The 21,924-nt window shown below is 62.7% G+C and carries 20 protein-coding genes; 13 read left to right on the top strand and 7 right to left on the bottom strand.

The window, feature by feature from the left end; translation table 11 throughout:
* Nucleotides 1–67: 67 nt before the first annotated feature.
* Entirely contained in the window at nucleotides 68–1,177 is a 1,110-nt protein-coding gene (locus GL4_RS08415; RefSeq protein ID WP_045369793.1) for a pyridoxal phosphate-dependent aminotransferase, read from the bottom strand.
* Between the two features lie 269 nt (nucleotides 1,178–1,446).
* Here GL4_RS08415 and GL4_RS08410 point away from each other — a divergent pair, with 269 nt between their 5' ends.
* The 6 genes from GL4_RS08410 to aat all read left to right on the top strand — a co-directional run bounded on the left by GL4_RS08410 (nucleotide 1,447) and on the right by aat (nucleotide 7,018).
* Nucleotides 1,447–2,877: a M48 family metalloprotease gene (locus tag GL4_RS08410; protein WP_045366620.1), complete on the top strand. Its 1,431-nt coding sequence runs from the start codon at nucleotides 1,447–1,449 to the stop codon at nucleotides 2,875–2,877.
* A 36-nt stretch (nucleotides 2,878–2,913) separates the two neighbouring features.
* Entirely contained in the window at nucleotides 2,914–3,717 is an 804-nt protein-coding gene (locus GL4_RS08405; RefSeq protein ID WP_052464260.1) for a DsbA family protein, read from the top strand.
* Nucleotides 3,718–3,912: 195 nt separating this feature from the next.
* On the top strand, nucleotides 3,913–4,356 hold the full coding sequence (gene aroQ, locus GL4_RS08400) for a type II 3-dehydroquinate dehydratase (protein ID WP_045366617.1): 444 nt from the start codon (nucleotides 3,913–3,915) through the stop codon (nucleotides 4,354–4,356).
* A gap of 27 nt (nucleotides 4,357–4,383) precedes the next feature.
* Nucleotides 4,384–4,845 (top strand): acetyl-CoA carboxylase biotin carboxyl carrier protein, encoded by a 462-nt coding sequence (gene accB / locus GL4_RS08395; protein WP_045366615.1) that lies wholly within the window; start codon nucleotides 4,384–4,386, stop codon nucleotides 4,843–4,845.
* Between the two features lie 16 nt (nucleotides 4,846–4,861).
* A complete protein-coding gene (gene accC, locus GL4_RS08390) occupies nucleotides 4,862–6,211 on the top strand; it encodes an acetyl-CoA carboxylase biotin carboxylase subunit (RefSeq protein WP_045366613.1) in 1,350 nt (449 codons plus the stop codon).
* A gap of 84 nt (nucleotides 6,212–6,295) precedes the next feature.
* Nucleotides 6,296–7,018: a leucyl/phenylalanyl-tRNA--protein transferase gene (gene aat, locus GL4_RS08385; protein WP_045366610.1), complete on the top strand. Its 723-nt coding sequence runs from the start codon at nucleotides 6,296–6,298 to the stop codon at nucleotides 7,016–7,018.
* Between the two features lie 92 nt (nucleotides 7,019–7,110).
* Here aat and GL4_RS08380 read toward each other — a convergent pair whose 3' ends face one another.
* The 3 genes from GL4_RS08380 to GL4_RS08370 form a co-directional block, all read right to left on the bottom strand.
* On the bottom strand, nucleotides 7,111–7,794 hold the full coding sequence (locus GL4_RS08380) for a DUF2155 domain-containing protein (protein WP_244462592.1): 684 nt from the start codon (nucleotides 7,792–7,794) through the stop codon (nucleotides 7,111–7,113).
* A 65-nt stretch (nucleotides 7,795–7,859) separates the two neighbouring features.
* On the bottom strand, nucleotides 7,860–8,660 hold the full coding sequence (locus tag GL4_RS08375; RefSeq protein ID WP_244462591.1) for a class I SAM-dependent methyltransferase: 801 nt from the start codon (nucleotides 8,658–8,660) through the stop codon (nucleotides 7,860–7,862).
* Between the two features lie 21 nt (nucleotides 8,661–8,681).
* Nucleotides 8,682–9,065 carry an NADH:ubiquinone oxidoreductase subunit NDUFA12 gene (locus GL4_RS08370; protein WP_045366603.1) on the bottom strand — a complete coding sequence of 128 codons (384 nt, stop codon included), beginning with the start codon at nucleotides 9,063–9,065 and terminating at the stop codon, nucleotides 8,682–8,684.
* 467 nt (nucleotides 9,066–9,532) lie between these two features.
* On the opposite strand from GL4_RS08370, the gene GL4_RS08365 reads away from it, so the two are divergent.
* Together GL4_RS08365 and GL4_RS08360 are read left to right on the top strand one after the other, a co-directional pair.
* Nucleotides 9,533–13,231, top strand: coding sequence for a vitamin B12-dependent ribonucleotide reductase (locus tag GL4_RS08365; protein WP_045366600.1), 3,699 nt, complete (start codon nucleotides 9,533–9,535; stop codon nucleotides 13,229–13,231).
* A gap of 56 nt (nucleotides 13,232–13,287) precedes the next feature.
* On the top strand, nucleotides 13,288–13,614 hold the full coding sequence (locus GL4_RS08360) for a hypothetical protein (RefSeq protein ID WP_045366597.1): 327 nt from the start codon (nucleotides 13,288–13,290) through the stop codon (nucleotides 13,612–13,614).
* A gap of 613 nt (nucleotides 13,615–14,227) precedes the next feature.
* On the opposite strand, the gene GL4_RS08355 is transcribed toward GL4_RS08360, so the two are convergent.
* A complete protein-coding gene (locus GL4_RS08355) occupies nucleotides 14,228–14,998 on the bottom strand; it encodes a competence/damage-inducible protein A (RefSeq protein ID WP_045366594.1) in 771 nt (256 codons plus the stop codon).
* Nucleotides 14,999–15,092: 94 nt separating this feature from the next.
* Between GL4_RS08355 and sfsA the strand changes: the two genes are divergently transcribed.
* From sfsA to GL4_RS08335, 4 genes are all read left to right on the top strand, one after another.
* Complete coding sequence (gene sfsA, locus GL4_RS08350) at nucleotides 15,093–15,821, top strand: DNA/RNA nuclease SfsA (RefSeq protein WP_045366591.1); 729 nt, start codon at nucleotides 15,093–15,095, stop codon at nucleotides 15,819–15,821.
* A gap of 70 nt (nucleotides 15,822–15,891) precedes the next feature.
* Nucleotides 15,892–16,713 (top strand): type I methionyl aminopeptidase, encoded by an 822-nt coding sequence (gene map, locus GL4_RS08345; RefSeq protein ID WP_045366589.1) that lies wholly within the window; start codon nucleotides 15,892–15,894, stop codon nucleotides 16,711–16,713.
* 44 nt (nucleotides 16,714–16,757) lie between these two features.
* Nucleotides 16,758–17,519 carry a RadC family protein gene (gene radC, locus GL4_RS08340; RefSeq protein ID WP_045366586.1) on the top strand — a complete coding sequence of 254 codons (762 nt, stop codon included), beginning with the start codon at nucleotides 16,758–16,760 and terminating at the stop codon, nucleotides 17,517–17,519.
* Entirely contained in the window at nucleotides 17,519–18,223 is a 705-nt protein-coding gene (locus GL4_RS08335; protein ID WP_045366583.1) for a DUF4336 domain-containing protein, read from the top strand. Before radC ends, GL4_RS08335 begins: the two co-directional genes overlap by 1 nt.
* 25 nt (nucleotides 18,224–18,248) lie before the next feature.
* Here the strand turns inward: GL4_RS08335 and GL4_RS08330 are convergent, their stop codons facing one another.
* Together GL4_RS08330 and GL4_RS08325 are read right to left on the bottom strand one after the other, a co-directional pair.
* Nucleotides 18,249–19,487 carry a beta-ketoacyl-[acyl-carrier-protein] synthase family protein gene (locus GL4_RS08330; RefSeq protein WP_045366581.1) on the bottom strand — a complete coding sequence of 413 codons (1,239 nt, stop codon included), beginning with the start codon at nucleotides 19,485–19,487 and terminating at the stop codon, nucleotides 18,249–18,251.
* 66 nt (nucleotides 19,488–19,553) lie between these two features.
* Nucleotides 19,554–19,823, bottom strand: coding sequence for an acyl carrier protein (locus GL4_RS08325; RefSeq protein ID WP_045366578.1), 270 nt, complete (start codon nucleotides 19,821–19,823; stop codon nucleotides 19,554–19,556).
* 369 nt (nucleotides 19,824–20,192) lie between these two features.
* Between GL4_RS08325 and GL4_RS08320 the strand changes: the two genes are divergently transcribed.
* Nucleotides 20,193–21,905: a long-chain-fatty-acid--CoA ligase gene (locus GL4_RS08320; protein ID WP_045366576.1), complete on the top strand. Its 1,713-nt coding sequence runs from the start codon at nucleotides 20,193–20,195 to the stop codon at nucleotides 21,903–21,905.
* Nucleotides 21,906–21,924 lie beyond the last annotated feature (19 nt).

Here is a 21,924-nt window from a genome sequence, read left to right as displayed (position 1 = left end):
GTTCGAAACGAGATCTTCTAAGAGGCGCCTTCTGGCGCCTCTTTTTTCGCCGGCGTCGAAACCGGTTTCAGCGCGTCTTCAGCCACGCGGCGATGCGCCGTGCAGCTTCCCGCATCTCAAGCTCCGCGCCCGCATAGCTCAGCCGAAGATAGGACTTTCCCCGTTCGGGATCGAAGTCGATACCCGGTGTCGCGGCCACGCCGATGTCACGCAGCATGGCTTGCGCGAAGGCCGCGCTGTCGTCGGTCAGATCGCCAATGTCGGCGTAGAGGTAGAACGCGCCGTCGGCAGGTAGAATGTTCGAAAGTCCCGCCGGCGGCAGTTCGTTCAGCAGAAGCGAACGGTTGCGCGCGTAGCGGCTCTTGATCTCTTCGAGTTCGTCAATGCCGTCGAAGGCGCCGAGCGCCGCAACCTGAGACACCGTGGGCGGCGCGATATAGAGGTTCTGCGCCAGCCGCTCGATGGTGCGCGTCAGGGCTTCGGGGACGACGAGCCAGCCCACGCGCCAGCCGGTCATGCTGAAATACTTCGAGAAGCTGTTCACCACGATGGCGGAGTCCGAATAGGCAAGCGCCGTCTCTGCGGGCACCTCGTATTCGAGGCCATGGTAGATCTCGTCGGAAACCAGCCAGAGCCCGTGCCGCGTGCACGCGTCGGCCAGCTCTTTCAAACGCGCGCCCTTGGCCATGGTGCCGGTGGGGTTGTTCGGGCTCGCCAGCAGCAAGCCTGCGGCGCCGGCGGCCGCAAGCCCGTCCACATCGGCGGTGGTCGGCATCCAGCGGCCAGCGTCCGACGTTTCGATCAGATGAGGCCGAAACCCCAGCGCCTTCAGAATCTGGCGGTAGCAGGGGTAGCCCGGAGACGGCAATCCGAAACCATCGCCATGGTCGAGAATGGCAAGGAAGGCCAGCACGAATCCGGCAGACGAGCCCGCCGTGACGATAATGCGTTCGGCCTCCACGTCGGCGCCGTAGCGCGACTTGAGATAGACGGCGATCCGTTCACGCAACTCCGGGAGACCGAGCGACAGTGTATAGCCGAGATTGTGCTCCGCCATGGCCTTCAGGACGCGCTCGCGCGCGGCGCGCGGCGCCGGCGTCGCGGGCTGTCCGACTTCCATGTGGATGATGTCTTCGCCGGCCTGCTCGCGCCGGTTGGCCTCGCGCATGACATCCATGACAATGAAGGGATCGATCTGTCGGCTTGCGGCCGGCGGCCGGGGCAACGATGAAAACTCGGACGGACTGCTCACGGCTTGCGCCCCTCGCGCATTGTTGATGTTTAGCGGGCTGGCGGGTGTCACGTTGTCGCCGTAATCAGGCCTCAAGCAAAACGAACTTGGCAATGGCGGGGGCCATTAACGGCGTGCCAACGTAGCCCCCTCGTGAGGCAAAAGAAAACAGCGTCTTTTCGCAAAACAGCCGAGCCAATACGATCTCCTCCACCATGCCGATCCTGGCCCAACTCACGGCAAAACCCTCTTCCCGACGCAAACCGCCGCTGTCGCGTTTGGCGCTGACGGCAACTCTGATCGCAGGACTGGTCGCACCCAGCGCCGCAAAGGCCGGGGGCCTTATTCGCGACGCGGAAACCGAGGCGCTGATCCGCGAATACGCCGGCCCGATTTTCCAAGCCGCCGGCCTCGGCTCTCAGAACATCAAGATCCACCTCGTCAACGACAAGAACTTCAATGCGTTCGTGGTCGATGGGCACAACATGTTCATGCATGCCGGGACGCTTATGATCTCGGAGACGCCGAACCAGGTGATTGGCGTCATCGCGCATGAAACCGGCCATATCACAGGCGGTCATTTGGCCCGGTTGCGATCGCAGGTTTCGCAGATGAAATCGACGGCGATGGCGCTGCAGATTCTGGGCCTGGCAGCGGCGATCGGCGGGAGTCTCGCCGGCGTTCCGTCCGCGGGCCAGCTCGGCATGGGCGCAATGGCCGGCGGCACCGATGCGGCTATGCGGAGCTTCCTGGCCTACCGCCAGACCGAAGAATCCTCGGCCGACCAAGCTGCCATGACGTTTCTGAATGCAACGCGCCAATCCGGACGCGGCATGCTCGAGACCTTCGACGTGCTCGCCGACAAGATGCGAGGCATTCAGGGCATCAATCCTTACCTGATGACCCACCCTCTCCCGCAGACGCGCATCTCGCAACTTCGGACGTTGGTGGAACAGAGCCCCTACTACGACGTCAAGGATCCGCCGGAGCTTCAGTACCGGCACGACCTCATGCGCGCCAAGCTGTCCGGCTTTCTGGAGAAGCCCGAGGCGTCCCTGAACCGCTATAAAGGTGACGATACGCTGGCGGGAACCTATGCCCGCGCGATCGCGACCTATCGGCAGTCCGGCGTCGACGCGGCCATGCCTTACCTCAATAAGCTGATCGAGACGCAGCCGCGTTGGCCCTATTTTTACGAGACCAAGGGCCAGTTTCTTTTCGAAAGCGGCCGGGGTCGGGAAGCCATCGAGCCTTTGCGGAAGGCTGTGGAACTCGCCCCCCACGAGGCGCTGATCCAGATCATGCTGGCGCAAGCCATGCTCAGCACCGAAGACAGTCGCTATCTCGACGAGGTCATCCGCAACCTGAAGAAAGCCTTGGTGCAGGAGCCGCAATCGGCTATGGGCTACCGTCAACTTGCGATGGCCTATGGCCGCAAGGGCGATCAGGCCCAGGCATCCGGCGCGCGGCAAAATTTCCTGGCCCAGGCCTCGCTTGCGTCCGCGGAAGCATATTTCTATGAAGGGCGCCTGCGCGAGGCCCAGATGATGGCCAAGAGGGCGCAAGACGGATTACCAGGCGGCACGCCGCAATGGCTCCGCGCCCAAGATATTCTCGATTTCAAAATGCCCGAACGCAAAAAATGATGCCTACGGCCCACGCAAACTCTCGGAGACCTCAGCATGACCTTTAAGACTGGCCTCGCCACAGCCCTCGTCGCAGCGATCGTCGCCGCCATTGTGAGCGCCGCCACCGTCCTTATCGTTTGGCGCGACAGCGCCGCGACCGCCAGTCTTGCGGGCGGCATCTCCGACAAGAAGGCCATCGAGGACGTCGTCCACGAATATCTCACGAAGAACCCCGAGATCCTCGTCGCCATGACGACCGAACTCGACCGGCGCCAGCAGGAAGAGCAGGATCAGCAGCAGAACAAGGCCATCAGCGAGAACGCCGACGCACTATTCCGCTCGGACAAGTCCTTCACCGCCGGCGACCCCGATGGGGACGTCACCGTAGTCGAGTTCTTCGACTACAATTGCGGCTATTGCCGCCGTGCGATGCCTGACCTGATGAAACTCACGGACAATGACGACAAGGTCCGCGTCGTGTTCAAGGAACTCCCGATCTTCGGCGGGGACTCCGAAGACGCTGCCAAGGGCGCCCTCGCCGCCAAGATGCAGGGCAAATATCTCGAGATGCATCAGAAGCTCTTCAGCGAGCCGGGCAAGGCCAACAAGGAGAAGGTCCTGCGTATCGCCAATGAACTTGGGCTCGACGTGCCTCAGCTCGAGAAGGACATGGAGAGCCAGGAGGTCGCGGACGCCCTCGCCGAAGCCTATGCGCTGGCCCAGAGTCTCGGCCTTCAGGGTACCCCGCTCTACCTGATCGGAGACCGGACCATTCCGGGTGCGCCGGACGATCTCTACGACCAGCTGGTCGAGAACGTCGAAGTCATCCGGAAAGAAGGCTGCAAGGCAAGCTGCTGACTGCCGCATCGGAGCCGTTTGTCCATCCCCGGTGCGTGGGAGCGCCCATACGGGACAGAACGGTTTTTGCTCAAGTTCAAAAAAGCTGATAAACGGCCCGCTGCCGCACTTCACTTCGCCAGTCTCACGCGCGGCTCTGTCTGACTCTGCAGGCTGGGGCTGTATCAGCCCTGGATCGCCTACCGGGAATTCACCATGGCCAAGCCGATCTACATTCTGAATGGCCCAAACTTAAACCTGCTGGGGACTCGTGAACCGGAGGTCTACGGGACCGAGACTCTGGCCGATCTCGAGCAGCGATGCATCCGAAAGGCCGGTACACTGGGCCTTGCGGTCGAGTTTCGGCAGAGCAACGCCGAGAGCGAGCTTGTGGACTGGATTCAGGAGGCCCGCGCCAATGGGGCGGGTCTCATCGTCAACGCGGGCGCTTATTCGCACACCTCGATAGCCATGCTCGATGCATTGCTTGCCTGCGACATTCCCGTTGTCGAGGTTCATCTATCGAATATCTTCAGGCGCGAGCCATTCCGCCACCAATCCTATATTTCCGGGGCCGCGAAGGGGGTAATCTGCGGCTTCGGTGGCCTGGGCTATGAATTGGCGATCGAGGCAATGGCCTCCGCGATTTCAGATGCCTGAGGGGACGACGACCATGAAAGGACGCCAATGACAAAAGACGGGGGAAGCCTCGATACGGATCTCATCAGGGAGCTCGCCACGCTTCTGGATGAAACCAGCCTGACGGAAATCGAGATTGAAATCGAGGGACGCCGCTTCCGTGTCGCGCGCAACGTCAACGTGACCGCGGCCGCCGTCGCCCCGACGCCGGCACATGCCGCGGCGGAGCACACGGAACCGAAGCGGCGCGCGCCATCGGAGGATGCCGGCGCCCATCCTGGCGCAGTCTCCTCGCCCATGGTGGGAACCGCTTATCGTTCTCCCGAGCCCGGAGCGGCACCCTTCATCGAAATCGGCAGCACGGTGAAGTCAGGGCAGACGCTTGTCATCATCGAAGCGATGAAGACGATGAACCACATCCCCTCGCCTAAGTCTGGCAAGGTCACGGCAATTCTCGTCGAGGACGGACAGCCGGTCGAGTTCGGCGAACCCCTCGTCGTGATCGAGTAGGAACAGCCAGACTGAAATGTTCGACAAAATCCTGATCGCCAACCGGGGAGAGATCGCGCTTCGTATCGAGCGGGCCTGCAAAGAACTCGGAATCTCCACCGTCGCCGTTCACTCGACGGCTGACGCGCACGCCATGCATGTGCGGCTTGCGGACGAAAGCGTGTGTATAGGCCCGCCGCAGGCCAAGGAGAGCTATCTCAATATTCCCGCGATCGTCGCAGCCTGCGAGATCACAGGCGCCGACGCCGTACACCCCGGCTACGGCTTTCTGGCCGAGAATGCCCGTTTCGCCGAAATCCTCGAGGAGCACGGCATCACGTTCATCGGTCCGACCGCCGAGCACGTGCGGATCATGGGCGACAAGATCAAAGCCAAGGAGACGGCAAAGGCCCTGGGCATTCCGGTCGTGCCCGGATCGGACGGCCCCATCTCCGACTTCGCAACCGCCAAAGTCGTGGCCGAGGAAATCGGGTATCCGGTGATGGTGAAGGCATCCGCCGGCGGCGGCGGCCGCGGCATGAAGCTGGCGCATTTCGACTACGAACTCGAGGCGGCCCTCAGCACGGCCCGCACGGAAGCCGGCGCGGCCTTCGGGGACGATACGGTGTACCTCGAGAAATATCTCGGCAAGCCGCGCCACATCGAGGTGCAGGTGCTCGGCGACGGCAACGGCAACGCAATTCATCTGGGCGAACGCGATTGCTCCATTCAGCGGCGCCACCAGAAGCTCTGGGAGGAGGCCCCCTCGCCCGCGCTGAACGAAAGCGAACGCGTGCGGATCGGCGAGATCGTGGCGAAAGCCATGCGCGACCTGAAATACCGCGGCGTCGGCACGGTGGAGTTCCTGTACGAGAACAACGAGTTCTATTTCATCGAAATGAACACGCGGCTTCAGGTGGAACACACCGTGACCGAAATGGTCACGGGGCTGGATCTCGTGATCGAACAGATTCGGACCGCCTCAGGTGCCCCGCTGACAATCCAGCAGGAAGACGTGCGTTTCGAGGGCCATGCTATCGAGTGCCGCATCAACGCGGAGAACCCACTCACGTTCCGGCCCTCGCCGGGCACCATCACCCATTTCCATCCCCCGGGAGGCCTCGGAGTCCGGGTCGATTCAGGCGCGTATGCGGGCTACACGATCCCTCCGTATTATGACAGTCTGATTGGAAAGCTCATCGTGCACGCTCGTAACCGCAACGAGTGCCTGATGCGTCTCAAGCGGGCTTTGGGAGAATTCGTCGTCGATGGCATCGAGACAACCATTCCCTTGTTCTCGTCGCTCATCCAGGAGCCGGACATCGTCAACGGCAACTACGATATCCATTGGCTCGAAGACCATTTGGCGCCGAACGGCGAACGCTAACCCGCCTACCGCAAACCAGGCGCTCCACACGGCACCGCTCAACTGGCTCTTGCCAGACGCATCCGCGTCGAGGAGTCTTGGGTTATGACTTCTCTCGACGATGTCACCATCGAGATCACACCGCAGGTTTTGCTGAAAGCGTACTCGTGCGGCATTTTCCCGATGGCGGAAAGCGCGGACAACAACGCGCTCTATTGGATCGAGCCCGAGCGCCGGGGCGTCCTACCTCTGGACGCGGTCCACGTCTCAAGGAGCCTTGCCAAGACAATCCGCCGTGGCGGCTACGACGTTAGGATCGACAACGACTTCGAAGCGGTCATCGACGGCTGCGCCGAGCCGAGCGCGGGCCGCCGGAGCACCTGGATCAACAGCCGCATCCGCAGCCTCTATGGGGAGCTTTTCGCTCTCGGCCATTGTCACACGGTCGAGATCTGGCAGGACGACGCACTGACGGGCGGGCTCTACGGCGTCCATCTCGGCCGGGCTTTCTTCGGCGAAAGCATGTTTTCCCGGGCACGGGACACCAGCAAGATTGCACTCGTATACCTCGTCGCGCGCCTCAAGTATGGCGGCTTCACCCTGCTGGACACGCAGTTCATCACCGATCACCTCGCCCAGTTCGGTGCCATCGAGATCAGCCGGCAGGCTTTTCAGCAGCTATTGGAAGACGCCTTGGACGGCGGCCAGAGCAGTAGCGGCACCGACGGGCGCGTCGATGGCGGGGACATAGCCGCAGCTTCGTTTGCCGCGCTTCCCGCCGATGCGGATCCGGCTGAGGTGCTGCAACTGGTCAACGGAACACCGTAGTCATCAGGGTGCCCCACGCCGAAACGCCGAGACTTTTCACAGTTGGTGTCTAAGAGGGTATCGCTCGCGCGGTCCTCCGCGCTGTAGCCAAGCTAACGCTGCAGCCAGGGAAGAATGGGCTGTTGCTGGCGTCGCTGCGGAGCGGGACGCGCCGGCGGAGCCGCTGCGGGCGGAGCCGCCGCAGGCGGCGGGGCCGGCGCGGGCGCCGGTTCCGCGGCGGCGGCTTCGTCTGGTGCCTCTTCGGTCTCGGTCTCCGCGCTTTCGGGCGGCGGACCGCCGATTGGATCCTTGCACTTTGTCAGCCAGACATCGAACACAGGGTGCTCTACCGCGTGAAGCCCTGGGCTTTCGGCGAACATCCAGCCGGTGAAGATGCGCTGCTGTTCGCCTGTGAGCTTCACCTCGTCCACTTCGACGAAGGACGCCGTGTCGGGCTTCTCGGTGAGCGGGCGTGAATTGCAGATGCGTGGCGTGACCTTGAGAGCACCGAACTCGACGGTCTGATCGATCGGAATCTCGAGATGCTGGATGCGGCCTGTCACCTTGTCCAAGGCCGCGAAGACAGCCGTCGCGTTCTCGATGGGCTCGGCGGCAGCGGTGCCTGCGGAGAGAGCAAATGCAACGGCTGCAAGCGCGGCCAAAGCGGCGCGGCCGGCCAATCGCTGTCCCCTATTGCTCCCGTAGATGCCCATCTCTTCGCTCGCTTCCGCCCCCAGGATCGCGACCAGTGACGCTCCTAAGCAAGTCACTCCGGCGGGAGCGACCCCGCTACTCATGACACGCGTGGGCGATCATTGAGGCAACGGTGTGACATAGATGCCCCAGCTTTCCTAGGCGTTTATTAACTCGGACCACGCTCCGCGCTGAAGCGAAGCCGGATGTGATTCACCGTCCAGCGGCCTTGCGTGTCGCAAAGCGAGGGTCTGAGGAGATCCAGCGCCTCCTCAAGGACATGGCTGCGCTCCGGCTCTTCGAAACGGTCGAAGAAGAAGCGGCAGAACGTCCCGAGCCAGCCATGCATGTCCCCCTTGAGGGGAGTAGACCGCGGCACGAGCGCCATTTCACGGACGACGAATCCATGGCCGGAGAGTAATGCGCCAAACTCCTCCATCGTGGGGAAATACCACGGCACCGCCTGCGCCGGATCGCCGCCGCGCGCCTTGACCACAGCGCGCAAGGCCGTGGCGATGGCGGCAATGTTGCCGTGACCGCCCAGCTCTCCGACGAACCGGCCGCCTGGCCGGAGCGCCCGCGCCACTCCGTCTATCACGAGGGCCGGGTCTTGCATCCAATGCAACGCAGCATTGGAGAACACCGCATCGAATTCTTGAACGTAGTCGAGGTCATGGGCATCGGCACGCTTGACCGAGAGGCCTTTCATGCGGGCGACGGCCAGCAGCTCGGCGCTGACGTCCAGCCCGATGACGTCGGCTCCCGCGGCCTCGATTTCCGCCGTCAGCGTGCCGTCGCCGCAGCCCAAATCCAGGATCCGCTCACCCGGCTTGGGCGCGAGCAGCGCGAAAATGGGACCTGCCATGTCCTGGATGAACTGCCCGTTCTTCGCAAAGTCGGAGGCAGACCAGCGTTGGAGCATGCGGGGGCCCGTATGAGCCCCCAGGGATTCCGATATGGGTCCGAGCATTATTTGTCTTCGAGGATTGCCTTACGAGGATTCCGGCGACCAGGGCTCGTAATCCAACGGCTGCTCCTGCACACGCGGGCGCATGACCGAGCCCGGCGGCCGGTAGGCCTCGTACGTACCGGTTAGGTTGGGCCGGTGCGCCTCCTCCCATGGCCGCGGCGTGTAGTCCTCGTCCGTGGGTGGCTCGTCGGTGATGAAGTGAATCCAGGCGTGCCATTCCGGCGGGATCAGCGAGGCCTCGGAGATGGTCTTGTAGATCACCCAGCGGCGCGTGCCGTTCCGCTCCTTGTAGTAGACGTTGCCGAGCCCGTCTTCGCCGACGCGCTCGCCCTTACGCCACGTGTAGAGACGCGTCCCCAGCGTGTCGCCGTGCCACCAGGTAAACAAGTCACTGAAGAGTCCCATCGTCAGCCTTCACCGTTGGATGCGCACGTCTCAGCCGCGAATTTGTGCAGTGCGCTATAAGCGACTATGGCCCGCCTGCAGGCCCCCTGTCCAGCGGACGAAGGGCCGCGCGCGCAGGACATTCGTACCCTGCTCTGCCCAGCGGCCACCGCCCCACCCCCATATGTCGTGTCGCCGTCAACACGTTATGCACTGGTACAAGACGCGGGCGCCGAGTCGGCGCCCGGCCGATAACCAAGCGCCAAATGACGGATTTGTGGCGGTTTTCCCTGCCCGCGCTTGCAGCTCATCCACCGGCTATCCACATTCTTTGCATCCCCCCACACACAGGGTTTAGTATATTTTAGCCTCTAGACCTCAAGATGTTGATGCTGGCGGTTGAGGGTGCCTTCGAATCGGATCAGTCTGAAAGTTCGCACTGAATGCACGATTTGGGGCCGAAATTCACGAAAGGGGCATGAGTTAAGATGCGGATTCAACGACGTTTTACAGAGCGGGGGCAATCTCCCTACACCGGTATCGCGTTTCGCGAGAGTGCGAGCGAGATCAAGAACCCGGACGGATCGGTGGTGTTCGCTCTCGAGAGCTTCTCGGTACCGACCCATTGGAGCCAGGTCGCGGCTGACATTCTGGCTCAGAAATATTTCCGCAAAGCCGGTGTCGCGGCGAAGCTAAAGCGCGTCGAAGAGAATTCTGTCCCCTCTTGGCTGTGGCGCTCCGTGCCCGATATGGATGCGTTGGAGACGCTGCCTGAGGCCGAGCGGTTCGGCAGCGAGACCGACGCGCGGCAGGTCTTCGACCGCTTGGCCGGTACCTGGACCTATTGGGGCTGGAAGGGCGGCTATTTCTCGTCCGAAGACGACGCCGAGGCCTTCTTCGACGAGATGCGCTACATGCTCGCGAAGCAGATGGGCGCGCCCAACAGCCCGCAATGGTTCAACACGGGCCTGCACTGGGCCTACGGCATCGATGGCCCGAGCCAGGGTCATTACTATGTGGACTTCGAGACCGGCATCCTGAAGGCCTCGGAATCCGCCTACGAGCATCCCCAGCCCCACGCCTGCTTCATCCAGTCGATCGAAGACGACCTCGTCAACGAGAACGGCATCATGGATCTGTGGGTGCGCGAGGCGCGCCTGTTCAAATACGGCTCGGGCACGGGCACCAATTTCTCGTCGCTGCGCGGCGAGAACGAGCCCCTGTCGGGCGGCGGCAAGTCCTCCGGCCTAATGAGCTTCCTGAAGATCGGCGACCGGGCGGCCGGCGCAATCAAGTCCGGCGGCACGACGCGCCGGGCGGCCAAAATGGTGGTGGTCGACATGGATCACCCGGATATCGAGGCCTACATCAATTGGAAGGTCCTGGAAGAACAGAAGGTGGCGGCGCTCGTCACCGGCTCGAAAGTTCTGTCGGACCGTCTGAACGCGGTGCTGCGGGCTTGCGTGAACTGCGACAGCGACAATGACGGCTGCTTCGATCCCAAGCAGAACCCGGCGCTGAAGCGCGAGGTCAAGGCGGCGCGCAAGGCGAAGGTGCCGGACAGCATGATCCGGCGCGTCATTCAGTTCGCGCGCCAGGGCTACACCTCGATCGAGATCCCCATCTACGACACGGATTGGGACTCGGAAGCTTACCGCACGGTCGCGGGGCAGAACTCGAACAACTCCGTGCGCGTCACCGATGAATTCCTGACGGCCGTCGAGGAAGACGGCGACTGGGATCTGATCCTGCGGAAGAACGGCGGGGTGGCGAAGACGGTCAAGGCCCGCGATCTTTGGGACCAGGTGGGCTACGCGGCGTGGTCCTGCGCCGATCCCGGCATCCAGTTCCACACCACGATCAACGATTGGCACACCTGCCCCAGCGCAGGCCCGATCAATGCCTCCAATCCGTGTTCGGAGTACATGTTCCTGGACGACACGGCCTGCAATCTCGCCTCGCTCAACCTGATGGCGTTCCGGGCGAAGGACGGCAGCTTCGATGTCGAGGGTTACGAGCACGCGATCCGTCTATGGACCGTCGTGCTGGAGATCGCCGTCACCATGGCGCAGTTCCCCTCGCGTCAGATCGCACAGCTGTCCTACGAGTACCGGACGCTGGGACTTGGCTACGCCAATATCGGCGGCCTCCTGATGGCTTCAGGCATTCCCTATGACAGCGACGAAGGCCGCGCCCTTGGCGGCGCGCTGACGGCGATCATGACCGGCGTGTCCTACGCAACGAGTGCGGAGATGGCGCGCGAGCTCGGCGCCTTCCCCGGCTTTGACGCGAACCGCGAGCACATGCTGCGGGTCATCCGCAACCATGCACGGGCCTCGCGGGGCGAGCAGCACGGCTACGAGGAATTGTCGACACCGCCGGTGCCGCTCGATCATGCCGCCTGCCCCGATCCGACGCTCTTGACCCACGCCATGCGGGCCTGGGACCAGGCGCTGGAGCTTGGACGGCAATACGGCTACCGCAACGCGCAAGCGACCGTTATCGCGCCCACGGGCACGATCGGGCTTGTCATGGACTGCGACACGACCGGTATCGAGCCGGACTTCGCCCTGGTGAAGTTCAAGAAGCTTGCCGGCGGCGGTCACTTCAAGATCATCAACCGCATGGTGCCCCAGGCGCTGGAAGCGCTTGGCTATGAGGAGGCCGAGATCAAGCAGATCATCGACTATGCGGTGGGCCGCGGGTCGCTCGACGGCGCCCCCGGGGTCAATCTCGAAACCCTCGCGGACAAGGGCTTCACGCCCGACAAGCTGGATATCATAGAGAAGGCTTTGCCAACCGCGTTCGATATCAAGTTTGTCTTCAACAAATGGACGCTTGGTGAGGCGTTCTGCACGGACGTTTTGGGGCTATCGGCAAATCAGCTCGAGCAACCGGACCTCTTGGCCGAAATCGGCTTCTCCAAGGCCGATATCGACGCCGCGAACGAATATGCCTGCGGTGCCATGACCCTCGAAGGCGCGCCCGGCCTCGACCCCGCGCATCTGCCGGTGTTCGATTGCGCGTCGCCTTGCGGGCGCAAGGGCACGCGCTTCCTTTCCGTGGAGAGCCACATCCGGATGATGGCGGCGGCGCAGCCCTTCATCTCCGGCGCCATCTCCAAGACCATCAACATGCCGAACGAGGCCACCGTCGAGGACTGCAAGGCGGCCTATCTCCTGTCTTGGCGTCTCGCCTTGAAGGCGAACGCCCTGTATCGCGACGGCTCCAAGCTCTCGCAGCCGCTGAATGCGCAGCTCCTGGCCGACGACGAAGACGAGCAGGAGGAGGTGCTGGCGGCGGTCGCGTCCGATCAACCCGCGGTCCAGCGCGCCACCGTCGTGACGGAAAGGATCGTCGAGCGGGTGATCGAAAGGGTGCGTGCCTCCGCGGAACGCGAGCGTCTGCCGGATCGCCGCAAGGGCTATACCCAGAAAGCCATGGTCGGCGGTCACAAGGTCTACTTGCGGACCGGCGAATACGATGACGGGCGCCTGGGCGAGATATTCATCGACATGCACAAGGAAGGCGCCGCCTTCCGGTCGCTGATGAACAACTTCGCCATCGCGGTGTCGGTTGGTCTGCAATACGGCGTCCCGCTCGAGGAGTTCGTCGACGCCTTCACGTTCACGCGCTTCGAACCGGCAGGTCCGGTGCGGGGCAACGAGGCGATCAAGAACGCCACGTCCATTCTCGACTATCTCTTCCGGGAATTGGCCGTGTCCTATCTAGGGCGTTTCGAACTGGCCCATGTCGATCCCAACGAGATTGGCAGCACCACGGTCGGGTCGGGCGATGCAAGCCATGGCCAGACGCTCACCGAAATGCTCGTGTCCCCCGGCTTCACGCGGGGACGGCTCGGCGAGCGCACCGCACCTGCCATCGGCGACGCGCAATCCGCGACGGCGCGGGTGCAAGCTCTGAACGAAGACGATGAGGAAGAGTCGCAAAGCGATACGGCTGGCCGTACCACCGCCTCGCTCGACACGACTCCTTCGAGCACGGCGGAACATGTGGCGCTGGCTGTCGAGGCCCTAGCCCAACGCGGTGCCTCGGCGCTCGTCGCCGAAGCGCGCGTTAAGGGTTATGAAGGGGAAGCATGTGGAGAATGCGGCAACTTTACCCTCGTCCGAAACGGGACGTGTCTGAAATGCGATACGTGCGGATCGACGAGCGGGTGTAGTTAGGGTGTAGTTTTAGAGTCATCCGATTAGCCAGCCACCCGATAGGAAGGGACATAGAAATGGCAGTAGCGAAGAAGAAGACCGCAACGAAGAAGAAGGCGCCGGCCAAGCGGAAAACCGTCGCCAAGAAAAAGACCGTCGCCAAGAAGCGCGCGCCGGCGAAGAAGAAAACCGTACGCAAGACCACGGCCGCAAAGAAGCGGGTTGTGAAGAAGAAGGCGCCTGCGAAGAAGCGGGCCGCCAAGAAGAAGGCGCCGGCGAAGAAGAAGACCGCCCGCAAGACCACAGCCGCAAAGAAGCGGCCTGCGAAGAAGAAAGCACCTGCGAAGAAGCGGGCGGCCAAGAAGAAGGCGCCTGCGAAAAAGAGGGCTGCCAAAAGGGCCTAGCCTTTCGCAACGGCTTCGCAAAAAGGCGCGGGAGCAACGCTCCCCGCGCCTTTTTTATTGCGTGAAATCAATATGTTGGCAACCAGGCCCTTGAAGCCTGGCCGCCCGTGCCCGCAGCCGCTCAGCGCCTTCGATGTAGCGGCGCAGTGCAAACTCGGAACGTCTCCTCACGGACCGTCTGCAGGGACCCGCCGGTCAAAAAAGCCAGGCAATACTCTGTCTACGGACTGATGCTTTTTTGGCCTTCGGCATCGACACGCGTGGCCGCACCCCGCCTTCTTCGCCGGCTGCCGGCGCCGTAGTTTGCACCAACGCATCGCAATCCGCGAAGCACAAACTGCTCCGTATGCTGCGTATTATCGAAACACACTTCGCATGGCCACTCCCTCGTTCCCTTCAGCTGCGTCCGCTCGATCCGGGGGGCGCTGTCTTGGGAAAAGCACAGACGACGGACATCCCTTCGACTACGCCAACCCGAATCGCTTGGGCCCGCATGTCAAAAAACGGCCTGCCCTGCTCTTCGGACGGTCTCGAACGCGGAAAATTTCCACAGCTTTAAGGCCGGGGCATTCGAGCCCCAACTGATTCGAAATGGCCAGCTTGGGCTGTCGCGTTAAGACTCTTCGACCTGGCTTGCCGTAAAGCCGTGTTCTTCGATGATGCCCCAAAGGGCCTCGAGGGCTTCGCCAAGCCTTTGGTCGTCCACTGAGCGAAGCACGAGATAGGTGCCATAACGCCGGTGTTCGACGAAGGGATAGGAGCCCATCTGCACGTCGGCATAGGCCGCTTGGAGTGCGGCAAGCGGTGTCGCCACGTCACTCTCCGCCGCGTTCACCCGTACCGCGCGGGCCTTCACGGGGCGTCCCTTGGCCAGGCGCGGAAAGACCTCGTCGAGCATGACCTGCATCACGGCAGGGATGCCAGCCATGACGATAACGTTCTCGATCATATAGCCGGGAGCACGGGAGACCGCGTTATGGATGAGTGCGGCGCCCTCTGGAATGCGCGCCATTCTCAGCCGCGTTGGCGTCAGGTCTTCGGGACGGTATTGCAGGCGCATCGCTTCGACGGCCTCGTCATTGATGGCGACCGGCACATTGAATGCCAAACCGATCGCGTCCGTCGTTACGTCATCGTGGGTGGGCCCGATCCCGCCCGTCGTGAACACATAGGAGTAGCGCTGCCGCAACGCGTTCACGGCGTCGGCGATTTCGGCTTCGATATCGGCCACGACACGGACTTCCCGCAATGCAATCCCGGCTCTGCCGAGATGGGCGGCGATATAGGGCGTGTTGGTATCTATCGTGCGCCCGGAGAGGATCTCCTCGCCGATCACTATCAGCGCGGCGGTGACCGCCTCGGGGGATTGGGGCTCCTCGGTCATGGCCGGGAGTGAAGGCGAAGTTCGGGCACGTGTCCAGTGGGGATGACTCGGATGCGATGCTTGCCGCGTCGAGGCGGCCTTTTTAGGTTTCCCCATGCTCACGCGGTTTCCATCCGAGCTTATCGAGGGCCGGCTGATCAAGCGCTACAAGCGCTTTCTGTCCGATGTCGAGCTCCCCTCCGGAGAAACGGTTACGGCTCACTGCGCCAACCCCGGCTCCATGCTCGGGCTCGCCGAGCCGGGTTCGCGGGTCTGGCTGTCGAAATCGAACAACCCCAAGCGGAAACTGGCGTTCTCCTGGGAACTGATCGAAGTCGATCTCGGCCGGGGGCCGGCTCTGGTCGGCATCAATACGTCCAGCCCGAATGGCGCCGTGGCCGCGGCCATCGAACGGGGCCTCATTCCAGAGCTGTCCGGTTACGCCTCTATGCGCCGCGAGGTGCGCTATGGCACGGGCAGCCGGATCGACGTTCTGCTCGAGGATGAAACCCGCCCGCCCTGCTATGTGGAGATCAAGAACGTGCATTTAATGCGCGAGCCCGGATTGGCCGAGTTCCCGGATTCGGTCACCGCGCGGGGTGCCAAGCATCTGGGCGAACTGTCCCGCGTGGTTGCGGCCGGAGCCCGCGCAGTCATGGTCTATTTCGTCCAACGGGGCGACGCGGAGGCCTTTGCCCTAGCCAACGATATCGACCCCAATTATGCGGCCGCCTTCGAGGCAGCCATGGCCTCCGGTATCGAAGCTCTGGCCGTGGCGTCCGACGTTTCTCTGGAGGGTCTCGGCCTTCCGCGGCCTATCCGGCTGCGCAGGCAGCCCCGCTAGGCCCCCTCGACTTGAACCTGGGGCGAATTCGCACTAGCTGTAGTACCAACGCCCCCTATAATCCGAGCCCATGTCCGAACTAGAAATCGCCCGCGCCCAGACGCGCGACAACAGAATCAAGCTGCACGGTCCCGACGCATTCGCCGGCATGGCGAAGGCGGGGCGGCTTGTGGCCGAAGCCCTCGACATGCTGGTCGAGCACGTCGAGCCCGGCGTAACCACGGAATCGCTCGACGATCTGGTGTTCGACTTCGCCACATCTCATGGCGCGACGCCGGCCCCGTTGAATTATCGCGGCTTCCCGAAATCCATCTGCACCTCGGTGAATCACGTTGTCTGCCACGGCATTCCCGGCCCGCGTGCGCTGAAGGAAGGCGACATTCTGAATATCGACGTCACGCTGATCGTCGATGGCTGGCATGGCGATTCCAGCCGCATGTATCCGGTCGGCGCCATTCCCCGCGCCGCCGAGCGCCTGCTCGAAGTGACCCATAAGTCTCTGATGCTGGGCATCGAGGCGGTGAAGCCGGGCGCGACGACCGGCGACATCGGCCATGCCATCCAGACCTATGCGGAAGGCGAGCGCTGCGGCGTGGTCCGCGATTTCTGCGGACACGGCCTAGGACAGGTCTTCCACGACCGGCCGAACATTCTTCACTATGGCGAGCCGGGCGAAGGCCTGCCGCTCAAGCCCGGCATGCTCTTCACGATCGAACCGATGATCAATCTCGGCAAGCCGCACGTGAAGATCCTCTCCGACGGCTGGACCGCCGTGACGCGCGACCGCTCGCTGTCAGCGCAGTACGAGCACACGATCGGCGTGACGGACACGGGATGCGAGATTTTCACCCTATCGCCCGCCGGGCTCGATCGCCCGCCCGTGCGCGCCTAGAGCGTGTTCCGCTCGGGGAGCCGACCAACCGGGACTCCACGCCAATGAGCTCGAAGGAAAAACTGAGCTCTGACGACCAAGCGGCGACCGCCGACCAGGCGGCCTCAAAGGACACTGGGTTCCAGGATGCCGCCAAACCGCACTATCTCGGCCATCGCGAGCGGCTGCGAAAGCGCTTCCGCGAAGGCGGTGCACAGTCCCTCCCCGACTACGAGCTGCTCGAACTGGTGCTGTTCCGGGCCATGCCGCGCCGGGACACCAAACCCCTGGCCAAAGCGATCCTCGCCCGCTTCGGCACTTTCGCGGAGGCCATGAACGCGCCCGAGGACCTCCTGCTCGAGGTGCCCGGTCTCGGGGACGCGGCCGTCACGGAAATCAAGCTCGTGCGCGCCGCCGCCTTGCGGCTCATGCAGGGCGAGGTCCGCGAACGGCCCGTTCTGTCGTCGTGGCAGGGGGTGCTGGATTACTGTCGCGCGGCCATGGGCTTCGAGGCGAAAGAGCAGTTCCGCATTCTGTTTCTCGACAAGCGCAACCAGATCATCGCCGACGAGATCCAGCAGGAAGGCACCGTGGATCACACCCCCGTCTATGTACGCGAGGTGGTGAAGCGGGCGCTGGAGCTCTCGGCCACGGCCATCGTGCTCGTCCACAATCACCCCTCAGGCGACCCGACGCCCTCCCGCGCGGACATCGAGATGACCAAGCAGATCATCGCCGCCGCGAAGCCTCTGGGCGTCGTCATCCACGATCACATCATTGTCGGCAAGCAGGGCCATACGAGCTTCAGAGGCATGGGGTTGATCTGATGGCCCTCGATCCCGTCGGCGATAATCTCTGGCTGACCGAAGGGCCGATCGTCGACTTCTACAGCTTCCCCTACCCCACGCGCATGGTGATCGCGCGGTTCGACAATGGCGATCTGTGGGTCTGGTCGCCGGTCAAGCTGGACGAGGATCTCAGGGCCGAGGTCGACGCGCTGGGGCGGGTCGCCCATCTCGTGAGCCCCAACAAGATCCATCACCTCTATCTGCCGGGATGGCACGCGGCCTATCCGGACGCGGCACTATGGGGACCGGCCTCCACGATAAAGCGCTTTCCTGCCCTGCCGTTCCAGCAGCCGCTCGAGGATACGCCGCCTTCAGCCTGGCAGCCGGATATCGATCAGGCTTGGTTCCGGGGCTCGATCATGATGGATGAGATCGTGTTCTTTCATCGGCCGTCCCAGACCGTGATCCTCGCCGATCTCATCGAGGCTTTCAGCGAGGAATTTCTGAAGGAGCATTGGTCGTGGTGGCAACGGCCGCTGGCAGTGCTGGACGGCGTCACGCTCAAGAAACCGGGGGCGCCGCGCGAATGGCGTCTGTCCTTCACCGACCGGAAGCCTGCCCGTGCCGCACGGGACAAAGTCCTAGGCTGGCCCGCCGAGCGCGTGATCATGGCCCATGGCGAATGGCAGCGCGAGAACGGGCATGCGTTCTTGAAGCGTGCCCTCGCGTGGCTGGGCGGTTAGCGATTCAGAGCTAAGGTAGTCCCGCTTAAGCCGGGTTCGGACCGAACACGAGCACGGCGTTCAGGCCGCCGAAGGCGAACGAGTTGGACATCACGTAGTTGATGTCGCGCTTCTTGCCGACATTCGGCGTGTAGTCCAGATCGCACTCCGGATCAGTCTCGGCAAGACCGATGGTCGGCGGCACGAAGTTCTCTTCCAGCGCCTTGATGGACGCCGCCGCCTCGATGCCGCCGCAGGCACCGAGCGTGTGCCCGTGCATGGACTTGGTCGAGGAGATCGACAGGTTGTTGGCCGCGTTGCCGAACACGTGCTTGATCGCGCGGGTCTCATTGACGTCGTTCACCGCCGTGGCCGTGCCATGGGCGTTGATATAGTCGATGTCGGACGGCGCTAGCTCGGCCTCGTCCAACGCCATCTTCATGGCAGTGGAGGCGCCCTCGATCGAGGGGTTCACCATGTCGGCCGCGTCCGCCGTCATGCCGAAGCCCATGAGCTCGGCCAGGATCGGCGCGCCGCGGGCCTTGGCCTTCTCGTACTCTTCCAGAACGAGAATGCCCGAGCCTTCGGCGAGAACGGTGCCGTTGCGCGTCTTGGAAAAGGGAAACAGTCCGTCGGGGCTCAGCACGCGCATGGCCTGCCACGCGCGGGTGGCGCCCCAGTTGAGCGAGGCTTCCGCGGCGCCGGCTATGCCGGTGTCGATCAGGCCGCTCTTGATCATCTGGTAGACGACGCCGATCGAATGGGTCGCGGTCGAGCAGGCGCTGACGACGCCAAAGGTCGGCCCCTTGATGCCGTATTCGATGCTGACGTGGGCCGAAGCGGAGGAACCGATCGCCTTCAGAAGAGTCAGCGGGTGGGTCGCGCGCTTATTCTCCTTGAAGAGCATCTTGTAGGAGAATTCGAGCGTGGTCAGACCGCCGACGCCGGACCCGATGATGCAGGCCGTGCGATAGGCGTCTTCGTCGCTGATGGGCGTTTCGATGCCCGACTGCTGCACGGCCTCCCGCGCGGCACAGCCCGCATACTGCGAGTACTTGTCCGCCATCAGGAGCTGCTTGCTCAGCTCGCGCTCTCTGGGATCGAAATCGGGGACTTCGCCGGCGATGGTGATGTAAAGCTCGTCCGTCTCGAAGCTCTGCACCTCGCGGATACCGCAAGAGCCCGACTTCAAGCCCGACCAGAACTTTTCAACGCCCGTGCCCAAAGGCGTGACGACGCCCTGGCCGGTGACCACGACGCGCCTGCGTCCGTTAGAGTGTGTCATGTAGTGCTAAGCCGTAACTCCAAGCCTGGCCGATACCCCGGAAAGCTCCCGAGCGGTTGGGCTGGTCTAAGCTGCTGCGCCCGAGGCCTTCGACTCTGCGATAATTCCCTTCACGCGATCGACAACCGAGCCGACCGTCGCAAACGCTTCGACTTCTTCGTTCGCATTATAAGGAATTTCAATTCCGAAGGTATCCTCAATATCAAAGACGATAACTGCCAGATCGAGGGATTCAATCTCCAGGTCGCTCAGAGGCGTCTCGAGCGTAACCTCCTTGGAGGGATCCTTCATATTCTTCCGCAGAATCTCAATGATCTTGGTGGCCACCTCGTCCATATCACTCTCCCTGCCCCGTTGAGGGGTCCGTATATAATGTTCCCTGGCTAAAACATAGCGAGTTCGAGGGCAAGTCAGGCATTGGAATAGACTTAAAAACTGGCCGAGTCTAGCCGCGCCATGCTCGCTCGATGTCCGATACTATACGCTCTAATCGCTAACAAAATGGGCGTTTTTGCGCCTGCCCCTGCCTTCGTTTCAGCATATTCTGTGGGCGTCATATGCCTGTCCGCACGCGCTATGCCAACCCCCGTGTTACAATACTACATGAATCGGGGCTTGCGGCGAATTGCCTCCCCTAGCGCATTGCTGGGCGCCGCTAAGCATCCGAATCGCAAGGCAAATTCAAGGCAGACACCTGTCACAGAGATGGCCGTTAAGGCAAATCCAGCGGCACAGCAAGCCGCACCAGACACAAGGGCCCGGCCCTGGCTGACATCCTATCCTCCCGGATTGTCGTGGACGGCCGAGTTCGAACCCGGCCTCGTGCACAGCCTTCTCGACGCGGCGGTTGAGCGCTACGGCTCCCGAACGTGTACCTACTTCGAAGGCAAAACCCTGAGCTACGAGGAAATCGGAGCCCTATCGGACCGGGCGTCCAAGGGATTGGCGGCGCTCGGGGTGCGGGAAGGTGTCCGGGTCGGACTGCTGCTCCCGAACTCGCCGACCTATCTCATCTACTATTTCGGCGTCCTCAAAGCGGGCGGCACTGTCGTCAATTTCAACCCGCTTTACAGCGTCGAGGAGATCGCCTTCCAGATCCGGGACAGCGGAACCGAGATCATGGTGACGCTCGACCTCCAACTCCTGTTCAAGAAGGTCGAGCCCCTGCTCGCAGACGGGACCCTCGCACGGGCCGTGGTCGCCGATTTCGCCTCACTGCTCCCCAGGCTGAAACAGATCGGGCTGTTGCTGACGCGCAAAGTCCGGCGCGCAAACGTCGGTCTGTCGCGGCAGCGGCGCCGAATCGTGCGCGAACGAAATCTGCTCGCCAATAACGGCCGCTTCGTCCGGCCCGCGGTCAAGCCGGAGTCGGTGGCCGTCCTCCAATATACGGGCGGCACCACGGGCACCCCCAAAGGCGCCATGCTCAGTCACGCCAATATCTTCATCAACACGGCGCAGGTCCAAATGTGGGGCCAGCGGCCGCCGGAGGTGGTTGACCGGATACTTGGCGTGCTGCCGCTGTTCCACGTGTTCGCCATGACGACGGTCATGACGTTCGGCGTCGCCAACGGCATGGAAATCATCCTCATGCCGAAATTCGAGCTGGGCCGAACCTTGAAGCTCATCGGCAAACTACGGCCCACTGTCATGCCGGGCGTCCCCACCCTATTCCAGGCTCTGCTCCACCATCGCCATATCGACAGGTTCGACCTCTCTTCACTGCAATTCTGCATCTCCGGCGGTGCGGCGTTGCCGATGCACGTCAAGAAGGGCTTTGAGAAGTTCATCGGCGGGTGGCTGGTGGAGGGCTACGGCCTTAGCGAGACCTCACCCGTGGCGACCTGCAATCCGTTCCATACAAACAAGGACGGCTCGATCGGGCTCCCGCTCCCCAGGACGGACATCACGATCCGCTCTCTCGAGAACCCCGAACAAGAAATGCCGAGGGGAGAGCCGGGCGAAATCTGCATTGCGGGGCCGCAAGTGATGAGCGGCTACTGGAATAAGGCGGACGAGACGGCGGCCGTCTTTGTCGGCAAATATTTCCGCACGGGAGATGTCGGCTACATGGATGAGGACGGCTTCATCTTCATCGTCGACCGCATCAAGGACATGATCAACACTGCCGGCTTCAAGGTCTATCCGCGCCGCATCGAAGACGCGCTCCACGAGCACCCTGCCGTGGCCGAATGCTGCGTCGTCGGTATTCCGGATTCTTATCGAGGAGAGGCCCCGAAGGCTTACGTGCGCCTGCACGACGGCCGCACCGAGACCGCAGTCGACCTCATGACGTTCTTGCGGCCGAAACTGTCAAAGCTCGAACTGCCCGTGGCGATCGAGTTCCGCGACGAATTGCCAAAAACGATGATTGGCAAGTTGTCCAAGAAGGCGCTCCGCGCAGAGACAAGCGCTTAGACCCGCGCGCGCGCGTTCC

The organism is Methyloceanibacter caenitepidi, from assembly GCF_000828475.1.
Taxonomy (GTDB): Bacteria; Pseudomonadota; Alphaproteobacteria; order Rhizobiales; family Methyloligellaceae; genus Methyloceanibacter; species Methyloceanibacter caenitepidi.
Note: the sequence above shows the minus strand (reverse complement) of the source record. Positions and strands in the feature narration are given on the sequence as shown.

Bases quoted from the DNA above. Each gene is read 5' to 3' on its own strand.
- sfsA (WP_045366591.1), top strand. From the start codon at position 15,093: ATGCTCACGCGGTTTCCATCCGAGCTTATCGAGGGCCGGCTGATCAAG.
- GL4_RS08355 (WP_045366594.1), bottom strand. From the start codon at position 14,998: ATGACCGAGGAGCCCCAATCCCCCGAGGCGGTCACCGCCGCGCTGATA.
- GL4_RS08325 (WP_045366578.1), bottom strand. From the start codon at position 19,823: ATGGACGAGGTGGCCACCAAGATCATTGAGATTCTGCGGAAGAATATG.
- map (WP_045366589.1), top strand. From the start codon at position 15,892: ATGTCCGAACTAGAAATCGCCCGCGCCCAGACGCGCGACAACAGAATC.
- GL4_RS08370 (WP_045366603.1), bottom strand. From the start codon at position 9,065: ATGGGACTCTTCAGTGACTTGTTTACCTGGTGGCACGGCGACACGCTG.
- aat (WP_045366610.1), top strand. From the start codon at position 6,296: ATGACTTCTCTCGACGATGTCACCATCGAGATCACACCGCAGGTTTTG.
- GL4_RS08405 (WP_052464260.1), top strand. From the start codon at position 2,914: ATGACCTTTAAGACTGGCCTCGCCACAGCCCTCGTCGCAGCGATCGTC.
- GL4_RS08320 (WP_045366576.1), top strand. From the start codon at position 20,193: ATGGCCGTTAAGGCAAATCCAGCGGCACAGCAAGCCGCACCAGACACA.
- GL4_RS08330 (WP_045366581.1), bottom strand. From the start codon at position 19,487: ATGACACACTCTAACGGACGCAGGCGCGTCGTGGTCACCGGCCAGGGC.
- GL4_RS08335 (WP_045366583.1), top strand. From the start codon at position 17,519: ATGGCCCTCGATCCCGTCGGCGATAATCTCTGGCTGACCGAAGGGCCG.
- aroQ (WP_045366617.1), top strand. From the start codon at position 3,913: ATGGCCAAGCCGATCTACATTCTGAATGGCCCAAACTTAAACCTGCTG.
- GL4_RS08360 (WP_045366597.1), top strand. From the start codon at position 13,288: ATGGCAGTAGCGAAGAAGAAGACCGCAACGAAGAAGAAGGCGCCGGCC.
- GL4_RS08365 (WP_045366600.1), top strand. From the start codon at position 9,533: ATGCGGATTCAACGACGTTTTACAGAGCGGGGGCAATCTCCCTACACC.
- accB (WP_045366615.1), top strand. From the start codon at position 4,384: ATGACAAAAGACGGGGGAAGCCTCGATACGGATCTCATCAGGGAGCTC.
- accC (WP_045366613.1), top strand. From the start codon at position 4,862: ATGTTCGACAAAATCCTGATCGCCAACCGGGGAGAGATCGCGCTTCGT.
- GL4_RS08410 (WP_045366620.1), top strand. From the start codon at position 1,447: ATGCCGATCCTGGCCCAACTCACGGCAAAACCCTCTTCCCGACGCAAA.
- GL4_RS08375 (WP_244462591.1), bottom strand. From the start codon at position 8,660: ATGCTCGGACCCATATCGGAATCCCTGGGGGCTCATACGGGCCCCCGC.
- radC (WP_045366586.1), top strand. From the start codon at position 16,758: ATGAGCTCGAAGGAAAAACTGAGCTCTGACGACCAAGCGGCGACCGCC.
- GL4_RS08415 (WP_045369793.1), bottom strand. From the start codon at position 1,177: ATGGATGTCATGCGCGAGGCCAACCGGCGCGAGCAGGCCGGCGAAGAC.
- GL4_RS08380 (WP_244462592.1), bottom strand. From the start codon at position 7,794: ATGAGTAGCGGGGTCGCTCCCGCCGGAGTGACTTGCTTAGGAGCGTCA.